General features: G+C 72.6%; 18 protein-coding genes. 4 read left to right on the top strand and 14 right to left on the bottom strand.

The features are described from left to right. Nucleotides 1–89 precede the first annotated feature (89 nt). From ACFYZL_RS11020 to ACFYZL_RS11005, 4 genes are all read right to left on the bottom strand, one after another. Entirely contained in the window at nt 90–1,871 is a 1,782-nt protein-coding gene (locus ACFYZL_RS11020; RefSeq protein WP_388678075.1) for an ABC transporter ATP-binding protein, read from the bottom strand. Then, a complete protein-coding gene (locus ACFYZL_RS11015; RefSeq protein WP_384744865.1) occupies nt 1,868–3,706 on the bottom strand; it encodes an ABC transporter transmembrane domain-containing protein in 1,839 nt (612 codons plus the stop codon). Before ACFYZL_RS11015 ends, ACFYZL_RS11020 begins: the two co-directional genes overlap by 4 nt. Before the next feature lie 160 nt (nt 3,707–3,866). Continuing rightward, the gene (locus tag ACFYZL_RS11010; RefSeq protein ID WP_388678071.1) at nt 3,867–6,803 is read right to left on the bottom strand and encodes an FAD-binding and (Fe-S)-binding domain-containing protein; all 2,937 of its coding nucleotides are present in this window, start codon (nt 6,801–6,803) and stop codon (nt 3,867–3,869) included. A gap of 19 nt (nt 6,804–6,822) precedes the next feature. Further along, nucleotides 6,823–7,275, bottom strand: coding sequence for a MarR family winged helix-turn-helix transcriptional regulator (locus tag ACFYZL_RS11005; protein WP_384744868.1), 453 nt, complete (start codon nt 7,273–7,275; stop codon nt 6,823–6,825). Nucleotides 7,276–7,367: 92 nt separating this feature from the next. Between ACFYZL_RS11005 and ACFYZL_RS11000 the strand changes: the two genes are divergently transcribed. From ACFYZL_RS11000 to ACFYZL_RS10990, 3 genes are all read left to right on the top strand, one after another. Next, nucleotides 7,368–9,203, top strand: a complete 1,836-nt coding sequence (locus tag ACFYZL_RS11000; protein ID WP_384744870.1) for an ABC transporter ATP-binding protein — start codon at nt 7,368–7,370, stop codon at nt 9,201–9,203. Between the two features lie 63 nt (nt 9,204–9,266). Then, nucleotides 9,267–10,112, top strand: a complete 846-nt coding sequence (gene mltG, locus ACFYZL_RS10995) for an endolytic transglycosylase MltG (protein WP_388678066.1) — start codon at nt 9,267–9,269, stop codon at nt 10,110–10,112. Between the two features lie 69 nt (nt 10,113–10,181). Next, a complete protein-coding gene (locus tag ACFYZL_RS10990) occupies nt 10,182–11,123 on the top strand; it encodes a hypothetical protein (RefSeq protein WP_388678063.1) in 942 nt (313 codons plus the stop codon). 16 nt (nt 11,124–11,139) lie between these two features. On the opposite strand, the gene ACFYZL_RS10985 is transcribed toward ACFYZL_RS10990, so the two are convergent. The 10 genes from ACFYZL_RS10985 to ACFYZL_RS10940 form a co-directional block, all read right to left on the bottom strand. Then, nucleotides 11,140–12,228, bottom strand: coding sequence for an FAD-dependent oxidoreductase (locus tag ACFYZL_RS10985; RefSeq protein ID WP_384744875.1), 1,089 nt, complete (start codon nt 12,226–12,228; stop codon nt 11,140–11,142). A 52-nt stretch (nt 12,229–12,280) separates the two neighbouring features. Continuing rightward, nucleotides 12,281–13,375 (bottom strand): LLM class flavin-dependent oxidoreductase, encoded by a 1,095-nt coding sequence (locus tag ACFYZL_RS10980; RefSeq protein WP_384744877.1) that lies wholly within the window; start codon nt 13,373–13,375, stop codon nt 12,281–12,283. After that, complete coding sequence (locus ACFYZL_RS10975) at nt 13,375–14,415, bottom strand: ABC transporter substrate-binding protein (RefSeq protein WP_388678059.1); 1,041 nt, start codon at nt 14,413–14,415, stop codon at nt 13,375–13,377. The genes ACFYZL_RS10980 and ACFYZL_RS10975 overlap by 1 nt, the downstream gene beginning before the upstream one ends. A gap of 84 nt (nt 14,416–14,499) precedes the next feature. Then, nucleotides 14,500–15,261: an ABC transporter ATP-binding protein gene (locus ACFYZL_RS10970; RefSeq protein WP_384744880.1), complete on the bottom strand. Its 762-nt coding sequence runs from the start codon at nt 15,259–15,261 to the stop codon at nt 14,500–14,502. Further along, complete coding sequence (locus tag ACFYZL_RS10965; protein ID WP_384744882.1) at nt 15,234–16,106, bottom strand: ABC transporter permease; 873 nt, start codon at nt 16,104–16,106, stop codon at nt 15,234–15,236. The genes ACFYZL_RS10970 and ACFYZL_RS10965 overlap by 28 nt, the downstream gene beginning before the upstream one ends. 197 nt (nt 16,107–16,303) lie before the next feature. After that, nucleotides 16,304–16,387: a putative leader peptide gene (locus ACFYZL_RS10960; protein ID WP_353962179.1), complete on the bottom strand. Its 84-nt coding sequence runs from the start codon at nt 16,385–16,387 to the stop codon at nt 16,304–16,306. A 128-nt stretch (nt 16,388–16,515) separates the two neighbouring features. Then, entirely contained in the window at nt 16,516–17,904 is a 1,389-nt protein-coding gene (locus ACFYZL_RS10955) for a cytochrome P450 (protein WP_388678054.1), read from the bottom strand. A gap of 128 nt (nt 17,905–18,032) precedes the next feature. Then, complete coding sequence (locus ACFYZL_RS10950; protein WP_384744885.1) at nt 18,033–18,710, bottom strand: HAD family hydrolase; 678 nt, start codon at nt 18,708–18,710, stop codon at nt 18,033–18,035. A 45-nt stretch (nt 18,711–18,755) separates the two neighbouring features. Continuing rightward, nucleotides 18,756–19,235 (bottom strand): Lrp/AsnC family transcriptional regulator, encoded by a 480-nt coding sequence (locus ACFYZL_RS10945; RefSeq protein WP_388678050.1) that lies wholly within the window; start codon nt 19,233–19,235, stop codon nt 18,756–18,758. Nucleotides 19,236–19,271: 36 nt separating this feature from the next. Beyond that, nucleotides 19,272–20,039, bottom strand: coding sequence for a YoaK family protein (locus ACFYZL_RS10940; protein ID WP_384744889.1), 768 nt, complete (start codon nt 20,037–20,039; stop codon nt 19,272–19,274). Nucleotides 20,040–20,062: 23 nt separating this feature from the next. Between ACFYZL_RS10940 and ACFYZL_RS10935 the strand changes: the two genes are divergently transcribed. Then, a complete protein-coding gene (locus tag ACFYZL_RS10935) occupies nt 20,063–20,656 on the top strand; it encodes a histidine phosphatase family protein (RefSeq protein WP_384744891.1) in 594 nt (197 codons plus the stop codon). Nucleotides 20,657–20,690: the final 34 nt, after the last annotated feature.

The raw sequence follows: 20,690 nt of genomic DNA, 5'->3' as shown, positions 1-20,690 counted from the left end.
CCCCCACTGCGCTATAAGTTGAGAGTGGCGAGGAGCGGGTACGTCCCGAAATCCCCCTCCCCACCTCCCTCTTCAACCTCTCTTCGCGGTCAGCCGTGCCAGGACCGCCACAGCGCCGCGTACGCGCCGTCGGCCGCGACCAGCTCGTCGTGCGAGCCGAGTTCGCTGATCCGCCCCGCCTCCACCACCGCGATCACGTCCGCGTCGTGCGCCGTGTGCAGCCGGTGGGCGATGGCGATGACCGTACGACCGTCCAGCACCCGTGCCAGCGACCGCTCCAGGTGCCGTGCGGCCCGCGGATCCAGCAGCGAGGTGGCCTCGTCCAGCACCAGCGTGTGCGGGTCCGCCAACACCAGCCGCGCCAGCGCGATCTGCTGCGCCTGAGCCGGGGTCAGCGCCGTACCGCCAGAGCCGACCTCGGTGTCCAGACCGGACTCCAGGGCGCGCGCCCAGCCGTCGGCGTCCACCGCCCCCAGCGCCGCCCACAGCTCGGCGTCCCCGGCACCCGTCCGCGCGAGGCGCAGGTTGTCGCGCAGCGAGCCGACGAACACGTGGTGCTCCTGGTTGACCAGCGCCACGTGCTCGCGCACCCGCTCCGCGGGCATGCCCGCCAGCCGCGCACCGCCGAGCGTGACCTCGCCGGTCCGCGGCGCGTAGATGCCCGCCAGCAGTCGGCCCAGCGTGGACTTGCCGGCGCCCGAGGGCCCGACGAGCGCCATCCGGGTGCCCGGCGGCACGGCCATCGACACCTGGTGCAGGACGTCCACGCCCTCCCGGTAGCCGAAGCGGACCTCGTCCGCCCGGACGGCACGACCTTCCGGGGAGACGCCGGCGTCGCCCGCGTCCGGCTCGATCTCCCGCACGCCCACCAGGCGGCCCAGCGAGACCTGCGCGACCTGGAGCTCGTCGTACCAGCGCAGGATCAGACCGATCGGGTCGACCATCATCTGCGCCAGCAGCGCCCCCGTGGTCAGCTGTCCCACCGACATCCAGCCCTGGAACACGCAGTAGCCGCCGATCATCAGCACCGAGCCGAGGATCGTCACGAACGTGACGTTCACGACGGGGAACAGGACCGTCCGCAGGAACAGCGTGTACCGCTCCCACGCGACCCACTGGGAGATCCGCCGCTCCGACCGCGCGATCCTCGCGGGCCCGAGGCGGTGCGCCTCGACCGTACGGCCGGCGTCCACGGTCTCCGTCAGCGCCGCCGCCACCGCCGCGTATCCGGCCGCCTCGGAGCGGTACGCCGAAGGGGCCCGCCGGAAGTACCAGCGGCAGCCGACCACCAGCACGGGCAGCGCCACCAGAGCGGCCAGTGCCAGCGGCGGCGCGGTCACCGCGAGCGCCCCGAACAGCAACGACACCCACACCACACCGATGGCCAGCTGCGGTACGGCCTCGCGCATCGCGTTGGCCAGCCGGTCGATGTCGGTGGTGATCCGCGACAGCAGGTCACCGGTGCCGGCCCGCTCCAGGACGCCCGGCGGCAGCCCGACCGACCGCACCAGGAAGTCCTCGCGCAGATCCGCCAGCATCTCCTCGCCGAGCATCGCCCCGCGCAGCCGCACCAGCCGTACGAAGAACGTCTGGACGGCGAGCGCCAGCGCGAACAGCAGCGCCACGCGCCCCAGATGCAGCTCCCGCGCCCCCGCCGCCAGGTCGTCCACGACCCGGCCCAGCAGGTACGGGCCGACCATGGAGGCGGTCACCGCGGCCGCGTTGACGCCCACGAGCGCCAGGAAGGCCCCCCGGTGGCGCCGGAACAGGCCGCGCACATAACCCCGTACGGTCGCCGGCGTGCCCACGGGCAGGGTCGCGGCCGTCTCGGGGGCCGCCGGATCGTACTCCGGCGGCGCCACGCCGATCATGCTGATTCCTCGATTTCGGTGAGTGCTTCTTCCAGATCCGGCAGGTGGAGCCCGGAGAGCCGCTGCTCCTCCTCGGTCTCGCGGGTGACGACCGCCCGGTAGCGGGGTTCGGTGCCGAGCAGTTCGCGATGGGTGCCGGTCGCCGCCACCGTTCCCCCGTCGATCAGGACCACCCGGTCCGCGCGGTCGAGCAGCAGCGGGGAGGAGGCCAGCACCACCGTGGTCCGCCCGTCGCGCAGGGCGGCGATCCCGTCCGCGATCCGAGCCTCGGTGTGCGAGTCCACCGCCGAGGTCGGCTCGTCGAGCACCAGCACCTCCGGGTCGGTCACCAGGGACCGCGCCAGCGCGAGGCGCTGGCGCTGCCCACCGGACAGCGACCGGCCGCGCTCGGTGATCCGCGCGTCCATCGGGTCCCGGGTCCCGTCCGGCGCCGACTGCAGCAGCGCGTCCAGGACGTCCGCGCACTGGGCGGCGGCCAGCGCGTCGCCCGAATCCACCGCACCGGAGGCCGGCACGTCGAACAGGTCGCGCAGCGTCCCGGACAGCAGCACCGGATCCTTGTCCTGCACGAGCACCAGCCGGCGCGCGTCGTCCAGCGCGAGTTCGTCCAGCGCGACCCCGCCCAGGAGCGCCGAGGGCCCGCCGGCCGGTTCGGCCTCCCCGGCCGGCGCGTGTCCGCCGAGGCGTTCCGCGAGCCGGCCCGCCAGGTCCGGGTCCCCGCACACCACGGCCGTGAACCGGCCCGCGGGGGCCAGCAGCCCGGTCTGCGGGTCGTACAGGTCCCCGCCCGCGGCGGGCGGCTCCGGCGTCGCGACGCCCGAGGAGCCCTCGACGGCGTCGTGCCGGGTCAGCGAGAGCACCCGGGCGGCCCGCTTGGCGGAGGGACGCGAGAAGGAGTAGGCCATGGTGATTTCTTCTACGTGCCGCAATGGATACAGCATCGTCGCCACCGCGCTGAACGCCGCGACGAGTTCACCGAGCGCGATGCGGCCGTCCAGGACGAGCGTGGAGCCGTACCAGACCACCGTGATCAGCAGCGCCCCCGGCAACAGCACCTGGATCGCGGAGATCAGGGCCCATGTCCGGGCACTGCGCACGGCGGCCTTGCGGACCTCCTGCGAGGCCTCGCGGTAACGGCCGAGGAACAGCTCCTCACCGCCGATTCCGCGCAGGACGCGCAGCCCCGCGACCGTGTCCGAGGCCAGCTCGGTGGCCTTGCCCGCCTTCTCCCGCTGGACGTCGGCGCGTTGAGTGGCGCGCGGCAGCAACGGGAGCGCGGCCAGGGCGACCAGCGGCACGCCGATCGCGACGACCACGCCCAGCTCGGGTGCGTAGAACAGCAGGCCGGTACAGACGAGGACGACCGAGAACACGGCCGCGAGGAAGCGGGACACCGCCTCGACGAACCAACCGATCTTCTCCACGTCGCCGGTGGAGACCGCGACGACCTCGCCCGCCGCGACCCGCCGGGTCAGGGCGGAGCCGAGCTCGGCGGTCTTGCGCGCGAGCAGCTGCTGGACGCGGGCCGCGGCGGTGATCCAGTTGGTGACGGCCGTCCGGTGGAGCATGGCGTCGCCCAGCGCGATGGCGACGCCGATCAGGACGAGGAGTCCACCGACGAGCAGCAGCCGCGACGAATCGCGTCGCACGACCGCGTCGACGCCCAGGCCCACCGCGTACGGCAGCCCGGCGATCCCCGAGAAGTGCAGCATTCCCCAGGCCAGGCTCTTGAGCTGGCCGCCCAGCTGACCGCGGCCCAGCCACAGCAGGAATCGGGGGCCGGAGCGAGCGTCGGGTACCCCTGGATCCGGATACGGAAGATCGCTGATCTGCATGACGCCCCATGGCTGGTCGAAGGTTCGAAGCCGTGCAAGGTTCGCCTTCCGGATCCGCGCCGGGCAATCGATTTTTCGTGGACAGCGTCCCCCCACGAAGAGGTTTGCGGAGATGAGCGGCCACATGGCACCTGGTCAGACGGGTCGCGCACACCGGCGCTCAGGGCCGGGTCGCGCGCTCCAGTTCGAGCAGGGCCGAGTGGTAGTGACGGCCGGTCGCCCGGTCCATGCCCACCTCGCACATCCGGTTCGCCGACAGGTGCGCGTCGAACTCCCGAGCCGTCACCTCGGCGGCCTCGCGCGCCGTCGCCGAGGCCGTCAGCTCCGGGTGCAGCATGCCCCGATCGCCCGCGAAGGCGCAGCAGCCCGCGTCGTCCGGGACCACCACCTCGTCCGCGCACGCACCGGCCACCGCCCGCAGTTGCGCCTCGTCCCCCAGGTGCCGCATCGAGCAGGTGGGGTGCAGCACCGCCGAGCCCACCGTGCGCAGGATCTCCAGGTGGGGCAGCAACTCGTCCGCCGCCCACACGATCGAGTCGACGATCCGCAGCTCGGCGTGGAGCGCCCGGTTGAAATCCGTCAGGTACGGCACCACCTCGTGCGTGAGGCCCAGGGTGCAGGAGGAGGCGTCGACGACCAGCGGCAATCGGCCCCCGGCCGTCCAGCCCCAGGCCGCCTCCACGATCCGGTTGGCCATCACCCGGTTGCCCTCTTCGTAGCCCTTGGAGTGCCAGATGGTCGCGCAGCAGGTGCCGTGCACGTCACCGGGGATCCACACCGGCTTCCCGGCCCGCTCCGAGACCGCCACCACCGCCTCCGGCAGCGAGGGCCCCGGTCGGCCCTCCGGTCCTGCGAAGATCCGGTTGACGCAGGCCGGGTAGTACACCGCGTGGGCGCCCACCCGCCGGGTAGGGGGCAGCTCGCGGGCGGCGGCCCCGGGGACCTGCGGCAGCCACTGCGGCACCAGGTCCGGGCGTACGGTCTTGCGCGCGGCCCCCGTCAGCGCCGTGAGGGGCCCGTTCCCGACCAAGTCGGTGATCTTGTCCGCGGCGGCCACGGCCATCCGGGCGGCGGCCTCGACGGACTTGAAGCGCCGGGCCGCGAGCGCCGCCGCGGCCTCCTCGCGCGGGCCGTGCCGGCGGTGGCGGAAGTCCCTCATGAGCGCGCCGGTGTCGATGCCGACCGGGCAGGCGAGGGCGCAGGTGGAGTCCCCGGCGCAGGTGTCCACGGCGTCGTGGCCGTAGGAGCCCAGCAGCCCGTCCAGCACGGGCGAGCCCGGCTGTTGGCGCGCCATCTCGCGGCGCAGCACGATCCGCTGACGGGGAGTGGTCGTCAGGTCCCCGCTGGGGCAGGTCGGTTCGCAGAACCCGCACTCGATGCACGGGTCGGCGACCGCCTCCACCCCGGGGATGGTCTTCAGGCCGCGCAGATGGGCCCCCGGATCGCGGTCGAGGAGGATGCGCGGGGCGAGCACCCCGTCCGGGTCGACGAGCCGCTTGGTGCGCCACATCAGCTCGGTGGCCCGGGGACCCCACTCCAGTTCCAGGAAGGGCGCCATGTTGCGCCCCGTGGAGTGCTCGGCCTTCAGTGAGCCGTCGAACCGCTCCACGGTGAGCCGGCAGAAGGCGTCCATGAACGCCGCGTACCGCTCGACGTCGGTCGGATCGGAGGCGTCGAAGGCGAGCAGGAAGTGGAGGTTGCCGTGGGCGGCGTGACCGGCGACGGCGGCGTCGAAACCGTGCTCCGCCTGGAGTTCCAGCAGTGCCTCGCAGGCCTCGGCGAGCCGGGACGGCGGCACCGCGAAGTCCTCGGTGATCAGGGTGGTGCCGGAGGCACGAGCCCCGCCGACGGCGGTGACGAATGCCTTGCGGGCCTTCCAGTAGCCGCCCACGGTGTGCGCGTCCCGGGTGAAGGCGTTGGTGACCGAAGCCGCCGGGGCCACCAGGTCGAGCCCGGCCAGGACCTCGGCCGCGCGCCGCTCGCAGACGGCCAGGCCCTCCTCGTCGGGTGCGCGGAACTCCACGAGCAGGGCGGTGGTGTCCTTCGGCAGGTCCGCCCAGTCGGCGGGCACGCCGTCGACGCTGACCGAGGCGCGCAGGGTGTTGCCGTCCATCAGCTCGACGGCGATGGCGCCCGCCTCGTTGAAGAGCGGCACGGCGGCCGCCGCCGCGGGCAGCGAGGGGAAGAACAGCAGGGCGGAGCAGAGTTCGCGGTCGAGCGGGAGGGTGTCGAAGACGACCTCGGAGATGAACCCCAGGGTGCCCTCCGACCCGACCATCAGACCGCGCAGGATCTCCACGGGGGTGTTGCCGTCGAGGTACGCGTCCAGGCGGTAGCCGGTGGTGTTCTTGATCTCGTACTTGGCGCGGATCCGGGAGACGAGGGCGGCGTCCGCCTCGATCTCCTTCTTGATCTCCATCAGGCCCCGGCACAGGGCCGGTTCCGCGCGCGCCAGTTCCTCGTCGGCCAGCGGGTCGGCCGTGTCCACCACGGTGCCGCCGGGCAGGACGAGGGTCAGGGAGGACAGCGTGCGGTACGCGTTCCGCGTGGTGCCCGCCGTCATGCCGGACGAGTTGTTCGCGACGACCCCGCCGAGGGTGCACGCCATGGCGCTCGCCGGGTCGGGGCCGAGGATCCGGCCGTGCCGGGCGAGGGCGACATTGGCCCGCACGACCGTCGTACCGGGCCGGATCCGGGCCCGCCGGCCCTCGTCCAGCACCTCGATCCCGGCCCAGTGGCGGCGTACGTCCACGAGGATGTCCTCGCCCTGGGCCTGACCGTTGAGCGAGGTCCCGGCGGCGCGGAAGACCACGTCGCGTTGCCGGCCGTGGGCGTACGAGAGCACCGCGGAGACGTCGTCGATGTCCTCGGCGATCACCACGACCCGGGGCACGAACCGGTACGGGGAGGCGTCCGAGGCGTAGCGGACCAGGTCCGAGACCTTCCACAGCACCTTCTCGGCGCCCAGCAGCTCGATCAGCTCGGTGCGCAGCGGTTCCGGGGTGCCGCCCGCCCGGTGCTCGGGCACCCGGTCGGTGGAGGGGCCGCTGATGCTGCGCGGGCGCATGGCCCCCCGCTTCGGTTCCAGCAGCGGCATGTGCGACCCCTCGCCTTGCTCAGCAGCGGCGCTCCGCCGGGGCGTCCGACAGCGCGTTGAGCAGACCGCCGAGTACCTCGCGCTGATCGACGGTCAGTGGAGCAAGGATCTCCTCCGCCGCGTCGGTTCGCGCGTTGCGCAGACGGCGCAGTGTGGCGCGGCCGGTCTCGGTGAGCTCGATCCGGACCACGCGGCGGTTGGCGGGGTCGGGCGCACGGCGCACGCACTCGGCCGCCTCCAGGCCGTCCACGAGGGTGGTGACCGCTCGGGGGACCACCTCCAGACGGGCCGCGAGGTCCGCCATTCGGGGCGGCTGCTCGCCCTCGTAGTGCGAGACGAGGCGCAGCAACCGACTCTGGGCGGGAGTGATCCCGAGCGGCTCCATGTGGCGCTTCTGGATCCGGTGGAGCCTTCGCGTCAGGCGGAGGAGCTGCTCGGCGAGGAGGCGGTCGGTGTCGGAGGCGGAGCTCATGCCGGGAAGAATATCAGGACCACGCTCATTGTGAACATAGGTAACAATGACCTATGCTCCAATGAATACAGCCGACCCCCCGGAGGGTGCCCATGCCGCACGACGAACCCAAATGGATCCCGTCGAAGGATCCCCTCGACCCGACCCGACCCGCCCCGGCCGAACAGCCGCGGGAGCTCCGCCGCATCGTGGGGCTCTTCCGCCCCTACCGCGGCCGGCTCGCCGTCGTGGGGCTGCTCGTCGGCGCCTCCTCGCTGGTCGGGGTCGCCTCCCCGTTCATGCTCAAGGCGATCCTCGACGTCGCGATCCCGCAGGGCCGGACCGGCCTCCTCAGCCTGCTCGCCCTCGGCATGATCCTGACCGCCGTCGTCACGAGCGTCTTCGGCGTGCTCCAGACCCTCATATCCACGACGGTCGGCCAGCGCGTCATGCACGACCTGCGGACCGCCGTCTACGCACAGCTCCAGCGGATGCCCCTGGCCTTCTTCACCCGGACGCGCACCGGCGAGGTGCAGTCCCGCATCGCCAACGACATCGGCGGGATGCAGGCGACCGTCACCTCCACCGCGACCTCGCTCGTGTCGAACCTGACGGCCGTCATCGCCACCGTGGTCGCCATGCTCGCCCTCGACTGGCGGCTCACCCTCGTCTCGCTGCTCCTGCTGCCCGTCTTCGTGTGGATCAGTCGGCGCGTGGGCCGCGAGCGCAAGAAGATCACCACGCAGCGCCAGCGGCAGATGGCCGCCATGGCAGCGACGGTCACCGAGTCCCTGTCGGTCAGCGGCATCCTGCTGGGCCGCACCATGGGCCGCTCCGAGTCCCTGACCGCCGCCTTCGCCGAGGAGTCCGAGCGGCTCGTCGGCCTCGAAGTGCGCTCCAGCATGGCCGGGCGTTGGCGGATGTCCACCATCGGCATCGTCATGGCCGCGATGCCGGCGCTCATCTACTGGGCCGCCGGCATCGCCCTCCAGACGGGCGCCCCCTCGCTCTCCGTCGGCACCCTGGTCGCCTTCGTCACCCTCCAGCAGGGCCTCTTCCGGCCCGCCGTGAGCCTCCTGTCGACCGGCGTGCAGATCCAGACCTCGCTCGCCCTGTTCGCCCGCATCTTCGAGTACCTCGACCTGCCGGTGGACATCACCGAGCGCGAGGGCGCCGTGCGCATCGAACGGGCCAAGGGCGAGGTCACCCTGGAGGGCGTGCACTTCGAGTACGACGCCAAGAGCGGTCCCACCCTCTCCGGCATCGACATCACCGTCCCGGCCGGGGGCTCCCTGGCGGTGGTCGGCCCCACCGGCTCCGGCAAGAGCACGCTCAGCTACCTGGTGCCCCGGCTCTACGACGTCACGGGCGGTCGGGTCGCCCTCGACGGGGTGGACGTGCGCGACCTGGACTTCGACTCGCTGGCCCGCTCCATCGGCGTGGTCTCCCAGGAGACCTACCTCTTCCACGCCTCGGTCGCGGACAACCTGCGCTTCGCCAAGCCGGACGCCACGGACGAGGAGATCGAGGAGGCGGCGCGCGCGGCCCAGATCCACGACCACATCGAGTCACTGCCCGACGGTTACGAGACCCTGGTCGGCGAGCGCGGCTACCGGTTCTCCGGCGGTGAGAAGCAGCGCCTCGCCATCGCCCGCACCATCCTGCGGGACCCGCCGGTGCTGATCCTCGACGAAGCCACCAGCGCCTTGGACACCCGCACCGAGCACGCCGTCCAACAGGCCATCGACAACCTGTCCGCGGGCCGCACCACCATCACCATCGCCCACCGGCTCTCCACGGTGCGCGACGCCGATCAGATCGTGGTCCTCGACAAGGGCCGGATAGCCGAGCGCGGTACCCACGAGGAGCTGCTCAAGGCGGACGGCCGGTACGCGGCCCTGGTCCGCCGAGACCGGGGCGCCACCCATTTGGCCCCGGTGAACGTGTGATCATATGACCGCCGCACGGGCGAGATGCCGGGAATGGAATCCTTCGCCCGTTAGCGTTCCCGTATGCGCCACGAGTATCTGCCGCCCGAGCGTCGCTCCCGGCTCACCCGCCGGGGTCGGTTGGCGCTCTTCCTGACCGCCCTGCTCACGGTCGGTGCGGTGGTCCTGATCCCGGTCTTCCGGGGCGCACTGGAACCGGAAGCCCCCCGACGGCTGGTCATCCCCGAGGGCCGGCGTGCCCCGCAGGTGTACGCGGCGATCGACCGCGAGCTGCGCCTCCCGGCGGGCTCGACCAAGGCCGCGGTCGCCACGGCCGGCCTGCCCCTCCCGGCGGAGGCCAAGGGAAACCCGGAGGGCTACCTCTTCCCGGCGACCTATCCGGTGACCTCGAAGTCGACCCCGGCCACGCTCCTCGCGCACATGGTGCGTACGGCGAACGAGAAGCTCGCGACCCGCGCCGTCGCCGACGGCGGCAAGGCCCACGGCATGACCCCGTACCAGACGGCCACGATGGCCAGCATCATCGAGGCCGAGGCCGACGGCCGCGCCGACATGGGCAAGGTCGCCCGGGTGGTGCACAACCGGCTGGCGAAGTCGATGCCGCTCCAGATGGACTCCACCATCAACTACGCGCTGAACCGCAGCACGGTCGACACCAAGCTGAGCGAGACCCGCATCAACAGCCCCTTCAACACGTACGAGCGCCAGGGACTGCCGCCCACCCCGATCGACAGCCCGGGCCTGGAGGCGATGGCGGCGGCGGTCGCCCCGACCCCCGGCGACTGGCTCTTCTTCGTCACCGTGAAGCCGGGGGACACCCGGTTCTCCGCGACCTACGACGAACACAAGAAGCACGTGGCGGAGTTCAACCGCCTGCGTGCGAAGGCGGGCCCTGCCGCCGGGAAATGAGGGGCGGCCGCCGGCGTGTCGGGCCTACGATCGGCGGTCTGCCGAGTGCGTGGACCGAGGGGGCGAACCGTGAAATGGCCATGGAGAGCGAAGACGAGGGCTGAAGCGGACGGGCCGGCATTCGACGCGGAATCGATCGGGAAGCTCATCGAGGAGCGCATCGAGGCGGAGGCCAAGGCCGCCGCGGCCGCCGAACGGGCAGGACACCAGCGGATGGTCGGGCGGTGGGGCAACCGCGTGGTCGACTGGCAGGGCTGGCTGGCCCGTTCCCCGGTCGGGGTGGACCTGCTCCACTGGTGGTTCGACGAGGCCGAACTGACCGCCCTGGTCGGCGAGGAGCGGTACCTGGAACGGCTGGGGGAACTGCTGTCGCGGGCCGAGGCGCGTGACGTCGCGGCGATGGGGCTCGGCTGCACCCGGCGCGTCGACCGGGCCTGCCGATTCGCCGAGGTCTGCAGCCAGGATCCCGCTCCGGGCGAGAAGCTCGCGAGCTACCGGCACGGGGAGGTCCCCGGGGCGTGCAGCAGCTTCATCGACTGCCATTCCCGGCACCAGATCGACGTGACCTTCGCCGACGGCGACCGGCACCGGTCGGTGCTCTTCTTCCGCGACCACCCGGGCAAGGCCCTGCTCTGGGTGGACGGCGTGCGCGTGGGGGAGGGCCGATGGCTGGACAACGGCGGGTTCTGGGAGGACGACCGCTACTTCACCATCCGGATCGAGGGCCCGGAGGACCACCCCGAGCAGGGGATGGCCGCGATGGGCTGCCAACTCCACAACATCGTCTCGCTCCTGATCCACGACGCGGTGCGGGGTACCACGCGCATCCTCGTACCGGAGGCCGGTGAGAGCTGGACCGACCCCGTTCTGGACGTGGACGACGGCCTGGGTCGGGTGTACCCGACCCGTGAGGACCGCGCGGCCGGCACCACCCCGGACCGGACCTTCCCTCTCGACGAACTCCTCGGCGAACCCCCCGGCGAACCCCCCGGCGAACCGGAGGCCGGCTGAGGGCGCGGCGGCCGGCTCAGCCCACGGGTGCGGCGACGGGCTCGCCGGCCCGCTCGCGCGCCAGGAGGTCGCGGATCTCGCGGACCGCCGCGCCGCCCGCACGGTTGGCACCGATGGTGGACGCGGACGGGCCGTAGCCGACCAGGTGGATCCGCTCGTCGCGGACGGCCCGCGTCCCCTCCACGCGGATGCCGCCGCCCGGCTCGCGCAGACGCAGCGGCGCCAGGTGGTCGACGGCCGCGCGGAACCCGGTGGCCCACAGGACGACGTCCGCGTCCACCCGGCTCCCGTCCGCCCAGACGGCGCCGCCGGCGGTGAGGCGCTCGAACATCGGCCGCCGCTCCAGCACCCCCGAGGCCAGCCCGGCCCGGACGGCCTCGTTCAGCGGGAGCCCCGTCACACTGACGACGCTCTGCGGCGGCAGGCCCTGTCGTACCCGTTCGTCCACGAGCGCCACCGCCGCCCGGCCCTCGGCCTCGCCGAAGCTCCCGTCGCGGAAGACCGGGGGCCGTCGGGTCACCCAGGTGGTCTCCGCCGCCACCGCGGATATCTCCAGCAGGTGCTGCACCGCCGAGGTGCCACCGCCCACGACGATCACCCGCGCCCCGGTGAACTCCTGCGGACCGGGATAGTTCGCCGTGTGCAACTGCCGGCCGCGGAAGGACTCCTGGCCCGGGTAGCGCGGCCAGAACGGCCGGTCCCAGGTCCCGGTGGCGTTGATCAGGGCCCGCGCGGACCAGATGCCGTCAGAGGACTCCACGCGCAGCCGTCCGGCCTCGCCCTCCCGTACGGCCGAGACGTCCACGGGACGTCGTACGTGCAGGTCGAAGCGGTCCTCGTAGGCGGCGAAGTACTCCGCGATCACCTCCGACGACGGCCGCAGGGCGTCCGCGCCGGTCAGCTCCATGCCGGGCAGGGCGTGCATCCCGTGGACCTTGCCGTAGGTGAGCGAGGGCCAGCGGAACTGCCAGGCCCCGCCGGGACGGGGAGCGTGGTCCAGGACCACGTGCCCGATCCCCGTCCGGGCCAGGTGATAGGCGCTGGAGAGACCCGCCTGCCCGGCGCCGATGACCACCACGTCCACGTCCCGCGAGATTTCGTTCACGGTTCTACCAACTCGCGGGAGTCCCGGGATCTTCCCCCTCCTCGCCCCCGGCTCAGGGCCCGACCAGACCGCGCGTCGCCAGCTCCGGGGTCACCCCTTCGCCGAACCAGTACGCCTCCTCCAGATGCGGATAGCCCGACAGGACGAAGTTCTCGATCCCGAGCGCGTGGTACTCCTCGATCCGGTCGGCCACGTCCGCGTGGCTGCCGACCAGCGCCGTACCCGCCCCGCCGCGCACCAGCCCGACGCCGGCCCACAGGTTCGGGGAGATCTCCAGCCCGTCCCGCGATCCACCGTGCAGGGCGAGCATCCGCTGCTGCCCCACCGACTCGCTCGCGCCCAGCAGCGTCTGGGCCCTCGCGATGTCCGCGTCCGACAGGTCCCCGAGCAGCCGGTCCGCCGCGCCCCAGGCCTCCTTCGCCGAGTCGCGCGAGATGGTGTGCAGCCGGATGCCGAAGCGGACCGTCCGCCCCCGCTCCTCGGCCAGCGAGCGGATCCAGTCGATCTTCTCCTTCACCTGCTGGGGCGGCTCGCCCCAGGTCAGGTACACGTCGGCATGCTCGGCGGCGACCGGGCCCGCCGCCGCCGAGGACCCGCCGAAGAAGATCTCCGGCAGTGGGTCGGGCGGCAGGGCGGTCAGCCCCCCGTCGATCCGGTAGTGCTCGCCGTGGAAGTCGAACGGCTCCCCGCGCCAGGCCCCCCGTACGACCGACAGGAACTCGGCGGTGCGCTCGTAGCGGCGGTCGTGGTCGAGGTGGTCCCCGAAACGCCGCTGTTCCGCCGAGTCGCCGCCCGTCACCACGTTGAGCAGCAGCCGGCCGCGGGTGATCCGCTGGTAGGTCGAGGCCATCTGGGCCGCGAGCGTCGGCGAGATCACCCCGGGCCGGAACGCCACCAGGAACTTCAGTCGCTCAGTGTGCTGCGCGAGCGCCACCGTCGTCAGCCACGCGTCCTCGCACCAGGTCCCGGTCGGGGTCAGCACCGCCTCGAAGCCGAGCCGTTCGGCGGCCTTCGCGATCTGCGCGAGGTATTCGATGTCCGGCTCGCGCACCCCGGGCGCCGCGGTGTTGTGGGCGTAGGCGTGCCGGTCCACCAGGGTGCGGCCGTCGCCGCCCGTGGGTAGGAACCAGTGCAGACGGACCGTCATCAGGAGTCCTTCCCGTACGCGCGCGGGGCGGTGGTGGAGGGCGGCAGGTCCCCGTTGAAGCGGGTGTCGACGAAGTCCTTGAAGGCGACCTTGCCCGGGATCAGCTTCAACTCGGTGAAGGTGTCGGCGATCTTCTGCTCGGAGGCGACGGCCGCGTCGTCCACGGCTACCGGCACACGGGTGCCGTTGCTGCGCTTGACCGCGTCGAAGGCCACCTCGTACGGCAGGCCGGTCTCCTTCGACCAGACCTTCGCCCACTCCTCCGGGTGCTTGAACACCCAGTCCTGGGCGCGCCGGACACGTGCCAGGTAGTCGCCGATGGCCTTGGACTTGGCCTGGTCCTCCAGGGCGGAGGGCGCCGCGACCTGGAACCCGAGGCCGTTGACCACACCCTCGCCCGAGGTGAGGACGCGGGCGCCGGTCCGCAGCACCTGCGAGGTGTACGGGTCCCAGACCGCCCACGCGTCGACACTGCCGCTGTTGAAGGCGGCCAGCGCGTCGGCCGGCTGGAGGAAGTTGATCGTCACGTCCGAGGGCTTCAGGCCGGCCTGCTCCAGGCCGGCGATGAGCTGGAAGTGGGCGGAACTGCCCTGTGCCACCGCGATCTTCTTGCCGCGCAGCTCGGCGGGGGACTGGAGCGTGGAGCCCTTCGGTACGAGGAGCGCCTCGCCCGAGGCGGAGCCGTGCGTCGCTGCCACGACGGCGATCTTCGACTTGGCGGCCGCGGCGAACACCGGCGGGGTGTTGCCCACGCCGCCTATGTCCACGGCCTTGGCGTTGACGGCTTCCAGCAGCGGCGGACCGGAGGTGAAGGTGGACCATTTGATGGTGTAGTCGAGGTTGTCCAGCTCACCGGCGGCCTTCAGCAGCGACTCGAATCCGCCCTTCTGGTCCCCGACGCTGAGCGTGACCTTCGCGCTGCTCTTGGCGTCCCCCGAGGCGGCCGGGCCGCTGTCGGCCGCGGTGTTCCCTCCGCAGGCGGTCAGGAGCAGGGACAGCGGGACCAGGGCGGCGAGCAGGGGCAGGGAGTGGCGTGTCATGTCGCTTCTCTTCGTTCTCTTGACGGGGTGAAAGGTCATCTGGGTGGGTCAGGGTCTTCAGGCCGGCCTTCAGGCGACGGGTACTCAGGCGACGCCGAGTTCGGTGAGCAGCCGGGTGCGCAACACCGCGAAGCCGGGGTCACCGACCTCGCGCGGCCGCTCCAGCGGAACATGCGTGTCGTAGGCGATTCGTCCCCCGTCCATCACCAGCACGCGGTCGGCCAGCAGGACGGCCTCGTCGACGTCGTGCGTGACCAGGAGCACCGCGCAGCCGCGCCGCTGCCACAGCCGGGCCACCAACTGTTGGGCCTTGATCCGGGTGAGGGCGTCGAGGGCGCCGAACGGCTCGTCCAGCAGCAGCAGATCGGGTTCGCGCACCAGTGCTCGGGCCAGGGACGCCCGCTGGGCCTCCCCGCCGGAAAGGGTCTTCGGCCAGGCGTCGGTACGGTGCTCCAGCCCGACCTCGGCCAGGGCCCGCTCGGCGCGTTCCCGTCCCGGCTTGCCGGGCAGCCCGAGCAACACGTTGCGCCAGACGCGTTTCCAGGGCATCAGTCGGGGCGCCTGGAAGGCCACGGCCCGCCGCTCCGGTACGAGGACATCGCCCTCGATCTCCCGGTCCAGGCCCGCGAGTACCCGCAGCAGGGTGGACTTGCCGCAGCCGCTGCGCCCCAGGAGCACGGTGAACTCTCCGGCCCGCAGGGTCAGATCGAGCCCGTCGATGACGGCCCGTCCGTCGAAGGACCGGGTCAGGCCGGTGACCCGGACGGCGGGGCCGACGTCCGTGGCGCCGGAGGAAGCGGTGGCGGGGGGAGGGCCGGCTACTGCCCCGTGAACGTCGGTCGCCATTGCAGCAGCAGCCTTTCGAGAGTGCGGACGACGAGGTCGGCGGTCAGGCCGAGGAAGGCGTAGACGACGAGGCACACGACGATCACGTCGGTACGGAAGAACTCGCGCGCCTGGTTCATGAGGAAGCCGATGCCGGCGTCGGCGTTGATGGACTCCCCGAACACCAGCGCCAGCCACGCGGTCGCGAGGGAGTAGCGCAGGCCGGTCATGAAGCCCGGAAGCGCCCCCGGCAGCACCACGTGCCGCACCAGTCCCCACCGGCCGAGGCCCAGCACCTGGCCCGCCTCGATCAGTTGCTCGTCCACCCCGCGGATCCCCGCGTACACGTTGAGGTACAGGTGGAAGGCCGTGCCGAGGGCGATCAGCGCGACCTTGGGGGCCTCCCCGATGCCCATCCAGATGATGAACAGGGGGATGAGGCCGACCCACGGCACCGTGCGCAGCATCTGCACGCTCGCGTCGATGAGGTCCTCGCCGAGCCGGGACAGCCCGGACAGCAGCGCGAGGACCGTCCCCGCAGTCCCGCCGATGACCAGCCCGATCGCAACGCGCTGCAGGGACACGGTCATTGCCCCGGGCAGCGTCCCGTCGTCGATCAGGTCGGCCGCCGCGGAGGCGATGGTCGACGGCGGCGCGAGGGTGTCGGCCGGCAGCCACCCGAGGGTGCTGGCCAGTTGCCACAGCGCGAGCAGCAGCAGGGGGCCGGTGGTCCTGCGGATCCAGCGGGGTACGGGCCGCCGCCGGGCGGAGGCCGGCTCGACCGCCACGAGTGCGGGGGAGTCCGGGGGTGAAGGGGCAGATGCCGATGTGGCGGAAATTTCCGGTGGCGCGTGGCCGATGCTCATGGAGGCTCCACGAAGACAAGGTGAGGAGGCAGGGGCGCGCACCCCCCGGCAGACCTCGCGCCGGCGCGAAGGGCCGGGAGCAGGGCGGATTGCGGGGCGGGTTCAGGCGCGCGCGGGCATGCCGGGGAAGAGCGCGGAGCGCTCGTGACGCGTCAGCGACGAGAGGGCGTCAGGAAGAGGGCGTCAGGAAGAGGGCGTCAGCAGCCGCGGCAACAGGCGGCGGAAGCCACCCGCAGCAGGTCGATGTGACCGCGCGTGGTGAGCATGACTGAACGCAACATGCGGCGAAACGTAGCCACCCGGCCGGGCGAGGGTCAATGGCGTCTCGCACAATGGACTCGGCGTCTCTGATACCGGGCGGCCCGCAGGACGCGCCGGCCCGGACGGGACGGTGTGCCGCCCGCCCGGGTCAGGGCGTCACCAGTGTCGCCGTCACCGGCGCCTTCGGCTGGAGCGTGAGCCCCGGGAAGACGGCGACCCGCCCGCTGCCGCTGTCCAGGTGGAACCGCTGCCCCAGTACGGCCAGTACGAGTGCCGCCTCCACCAGTGCGAACCGGGCCCCCAGACAGGCCCGGGGGCCGCCGCCGAAGGGGAACCAGGCGTGTTCCGGGACGGGGTGCGGGGCGTCCGCGTCCCAGCGCTCGGGGCGGAACGCCTCCGGATCCGGGAACCAGCGCGGGTCCCGGTGCACCGACCAGGGGCTGGTCCACACGGCGGTCCCCGCGGGCACCGGCCGGCCGCCGATGCTCGCGCCCTCCCGGGCCAGCGCCGAGATCAGCCAGATCGGCGGATAGATCCGCAGCGCCTCCTTGACCACCTGCCGGGTCCACGGCAGCCGCGCATAGTCGTCGTACGTCGGCAGCCGGCCACCCAGTACCCGGTCCAGCTCCTCCGTCAGCCGGGCCCGGGCCTCGGGCGCTCCCGACAGCAGCTGCCAGGCCCAGGTCAGCGTGGTCGAGGTGGTCTCGTGTCCGCCGATGTACAGGGTGATCGACTCGTCCCGCAGTTCCTTGCGGGACAGGGGGCCGCCCTGCTCGTCACGGGCGGCCAGCAGTCGGCTCAGCAGATCGTCCCGCTCCGCGCCCTCGCGCGAGGCCGCCTCGTGCTCCCGTATGACATGCTCGATCTCGTGGTCGAGGACCGCCACCGCCTGCCGCATCCGCCGTCTGCCGGGCGTGCGGACCCAGGGCGGCAGGAACAGCGTCAGTCCCCGGAACTCGGCCCCCAACTCCCGCTGCGCCGTGGCCATCGCCGCGCTGATGGGAGCCTCGCGGCCGGCGCAGTCGCTCCCGAACAAGGTGCGCACCGCGATCCGTTGGGTGAGCCCGGCCATCTCCCGGTGCACGTCGACGACGTCGCCCTCCTGCCAGCTCCCGGCCAGTGCGTCCGCGCACTCCACCATCGTGGCGGCGTACGAGCGCACTTGGCGCGGGCGTACGGCCGGCTGGACCAGGGCCCGCTTGCGCCGCCAGTCGTCACCCCGGGCGACGACCACCCCGTTGCCCAGCAACTGACGGAAGGCCCAGCCCAGTTCCGTCGGCTCGAAGGTGGACTCCACGGCGCCGAGCAACTCGCCCGCGTGCTCCGGACGGGAGACCAGCACGTTGCGCTGCGGGCCGAGGCTCCACGGCACCCAGTCCCCGTGCTCGTCGCGCAGGGACTCGAAGAAGGCCAGTGGATCGCGGGCGAAGGCCGGAAGGTTCCCGAGCAGGGGCCAACCGCGCGGCCCGCCGCCGCTCCGCGTGCCGTCGCTCTGGGTGCCGGGGCGCTGGGTGTCCGGGGACTGGGTCGAGGTCACGCGGGCATGGTGACAGCCGCCCCGGCAGAGCGCCAGAGCGTCGACAGGGAGCGGAATCGGGCCGTCACCCCGGCAGGCCGTCACCCTGTCAGGCCGTCACCCCGTCAGGCCGTCACCCCGTCAGGTCGTCACCGCGTCCGCAGCTCCGTCAGCCAGTCGTGCGCCGCCTCCGCGCTGAACTCGTCCTGCCCGCCCGGAAAGAGGAGCCCGGCGGTCGCGAACTCCGGGTCGTGCGCGCTCCGCGCCACGTACGGGACCGCCACGCACCGCATCCCGGCGGCGTGGGCGGCCAGCGCCCCCGGCGCCGCGTCCTCGACGACCACGCAGTCGGCCGGCTCCGCACCCAGTCGGCGCGCCGCCTCCAGGAACACGTCCGGGGCGGGCTTGCCGTGCGCCACCTCCTCGGCGGAGACCACCAGGCTCAGCATCGAGTCCAGACCGGTGCCCGCCAGCACGGCGTCGATCGCCTCGCGCGAGGATCCGGAGGCCACCGCCATCGGAACGCCCTCGCCGTGCAGCCGCTCGACGAACGTGCGCATCTCCGGGAAGGTCCCCGTGTGGGTGCGGGCCAGCTCCAGGTAGGCGGCGTTCTGTTCGGCCAGCAGCTGCTCGACCGGCGCCTCGATCCCGTGGCGCTCCTTGAGGATCTCCAGTGTCTCCAGGGTGCCGATCCCGATGAAGCGGGAGTGCTCCTCCCACGTGAAACCGGGTACCCCGTGCCGCTCCAGGGTGCGGCGCCCGGACTCGTAGTAGTTCGGCTCACTGTCCACGAGGGTGCCGTCGAGATCGAATATGACGGAGATCATCCGCTGCGCCCGTCCTGCCGGTCATGTCCTGTCTAGACCATTCTGTCAGGTCTTGCGGGACGCCCGCCCCACGGACTCGACCAACGGCAGCAGCCGGTGCGGGACCCGCTCGCGCAGCGCCACCTCGGTACGGGTGCGGACCACGCCACGGAGTCGGATCAGCCGCTGGATCACGTCCTCCAGATGTGCGTTGTCCCGGGCCGCGACCCGGGTCAGCAGGTCCCCGCCGCCGGTGATCGAGAAGGCCTCGATGATCTCGGGCACGGTCGCGAGCGCGTCACCGACGTCGTCCAGGTGCCCCTGCGTGACCTCGATGTGCACGAACGCCAGCACCGGATGCCCCAGCGCGGCGGGGGAGAGCACCGGCCCCGTGCCGGTGATCACCCCGGTGCGCTCCAGCCGGTCGAGGCGGGCCTGAAGGGTGCCCCGCGCGACACCGAGGATCCGGGCGTACTCACGGACACTGGTGCGCGGCTGCTCGATCAGCAGGCGCAGGATCCTCGTGTCGAGCTCGTCCACCGCCATCCCGTGACTGTACCAATGGCCCGGCATTGGACCGGTTCAGCCGGATCGCCCGCGGCGGGGGAACTGTCCGGAGAGCAGCCGGGGCTGCCCGAGCTCGGCCGCCGCCGACGCCAGCACCAGCGCCGCGACCGGGAGCAGCAGCAGACCCACCGTCCATCCGGCCCGGACCAGCAGCGCCCCGGCCAAGCCGCCCGCGAACATCGCCAGGACCGACAGCCCGCGCAGCCGCCAGGCGGGGGTCCAGTACGCGAGGGCGCCTTCCTCGCCCATGGCCGGGCCCCCGAAGAAGGCGGTCATGGACCGGGTGATCAGCGTCGTCGGCACCCCCGCCAAGTGCGCCCGCATGATCGTCAGGTTGCGGACGCCCAGCGCGAAACCCAGGACGGCCGTGACGACCAGGTGCCGCGTGCTCGGCGCGCCGTAGTGCGGCTCCAGCCCCCAGCCGAGGCCCGCGGCCACCAGGACGAGCGCCGCCTCGAAAGCGAGCCCGATGATGAACCAGCGCCGCCCCCGCGCCTCGGTCGCCGATTCCAGCCTCGCCCCGCAGATCACACCGAGGACGAAACCCGTCAGCGAGACCGCCGAAGGCAGCGCCGGCAGATCGCCCGCCCGGACGGCTCCGAAGGCCAGGAACAGCACGTTGCCCGTCTGCATCGCGGTGAACACCGGCCCGAGCGCGAGCAGGCTCACCGCCTCCACCATCCCGGTCGCCAGCGTCAGCACGATCATCAGCGCGGGCAGCCGCCGCCCCTCGTTCATGAGGCCCGACAGTGACACGCCCGCCCCGCCCCACCGTGCCGACATGCCGAGGACATAGGGTCCCGAGAATGAGCGACCTGTTGCTGGTGAGGCACGGAGAGACGGCCTGGAGCGCCGATGGGCGGCACACCGGACTCACCGACGTTCCGCTGACCGCGCGCGGAGTGGAGGAGGCCATCTCGCTGGCCCCGTTCTTCCGGGACCGCCATCCGGCACTGGTGCTGACCAGTCCGCTGCGCCGGGCCGTCGCCACGGCCGAGCTCGCCGGCCTCACCGGAGGGATCCCCGATCCCGACCTCCACGAGTGGGACTACGGCGGCTACGAGGGCGTCACCACCGCGGAGATCCGGCGGACCACCCCGGACTGGTCCCTGTGGACCCACGGCGTCCCGCCCGGCGACGCCACGCATCCGGGGGAGAACGCCACCCAGGTGGGCGCCCGCGCGGACCGCGCGCTGGCCCGCGTCGCCCCGGTGCTGGCCGCCGACGAGGGCAACGTGGTGATCGTCGCGCACGGGCACTTCCTGCGCGTGCTGACCGCCCGCTACCTGCGCCTGGACCCCGCCGACGGCCGGCTGTTCCTGCTGCGCACCGGCACCGTCAGCATGCTCTCCACGGAACACGACCTCCCGGTGATCGCGGGCTGGAACACCCGCCCCTGACCGGCGGAACCCGCCTCGCGGGGCGCCGCCGGGT

It is taken from the genome of Streptomyces sp. NPDC001717 (genome assembly GCF_042892775.1).
Classification (GTDB): domain Bacteria; phylum Actinomycetota; class Actinomycetes; order Streptomycetales; family Streptomycetaceae; genus Streptomyces.
This window is presented reverse-complemented; position numbering and strand designations above follow the sequence as displayed.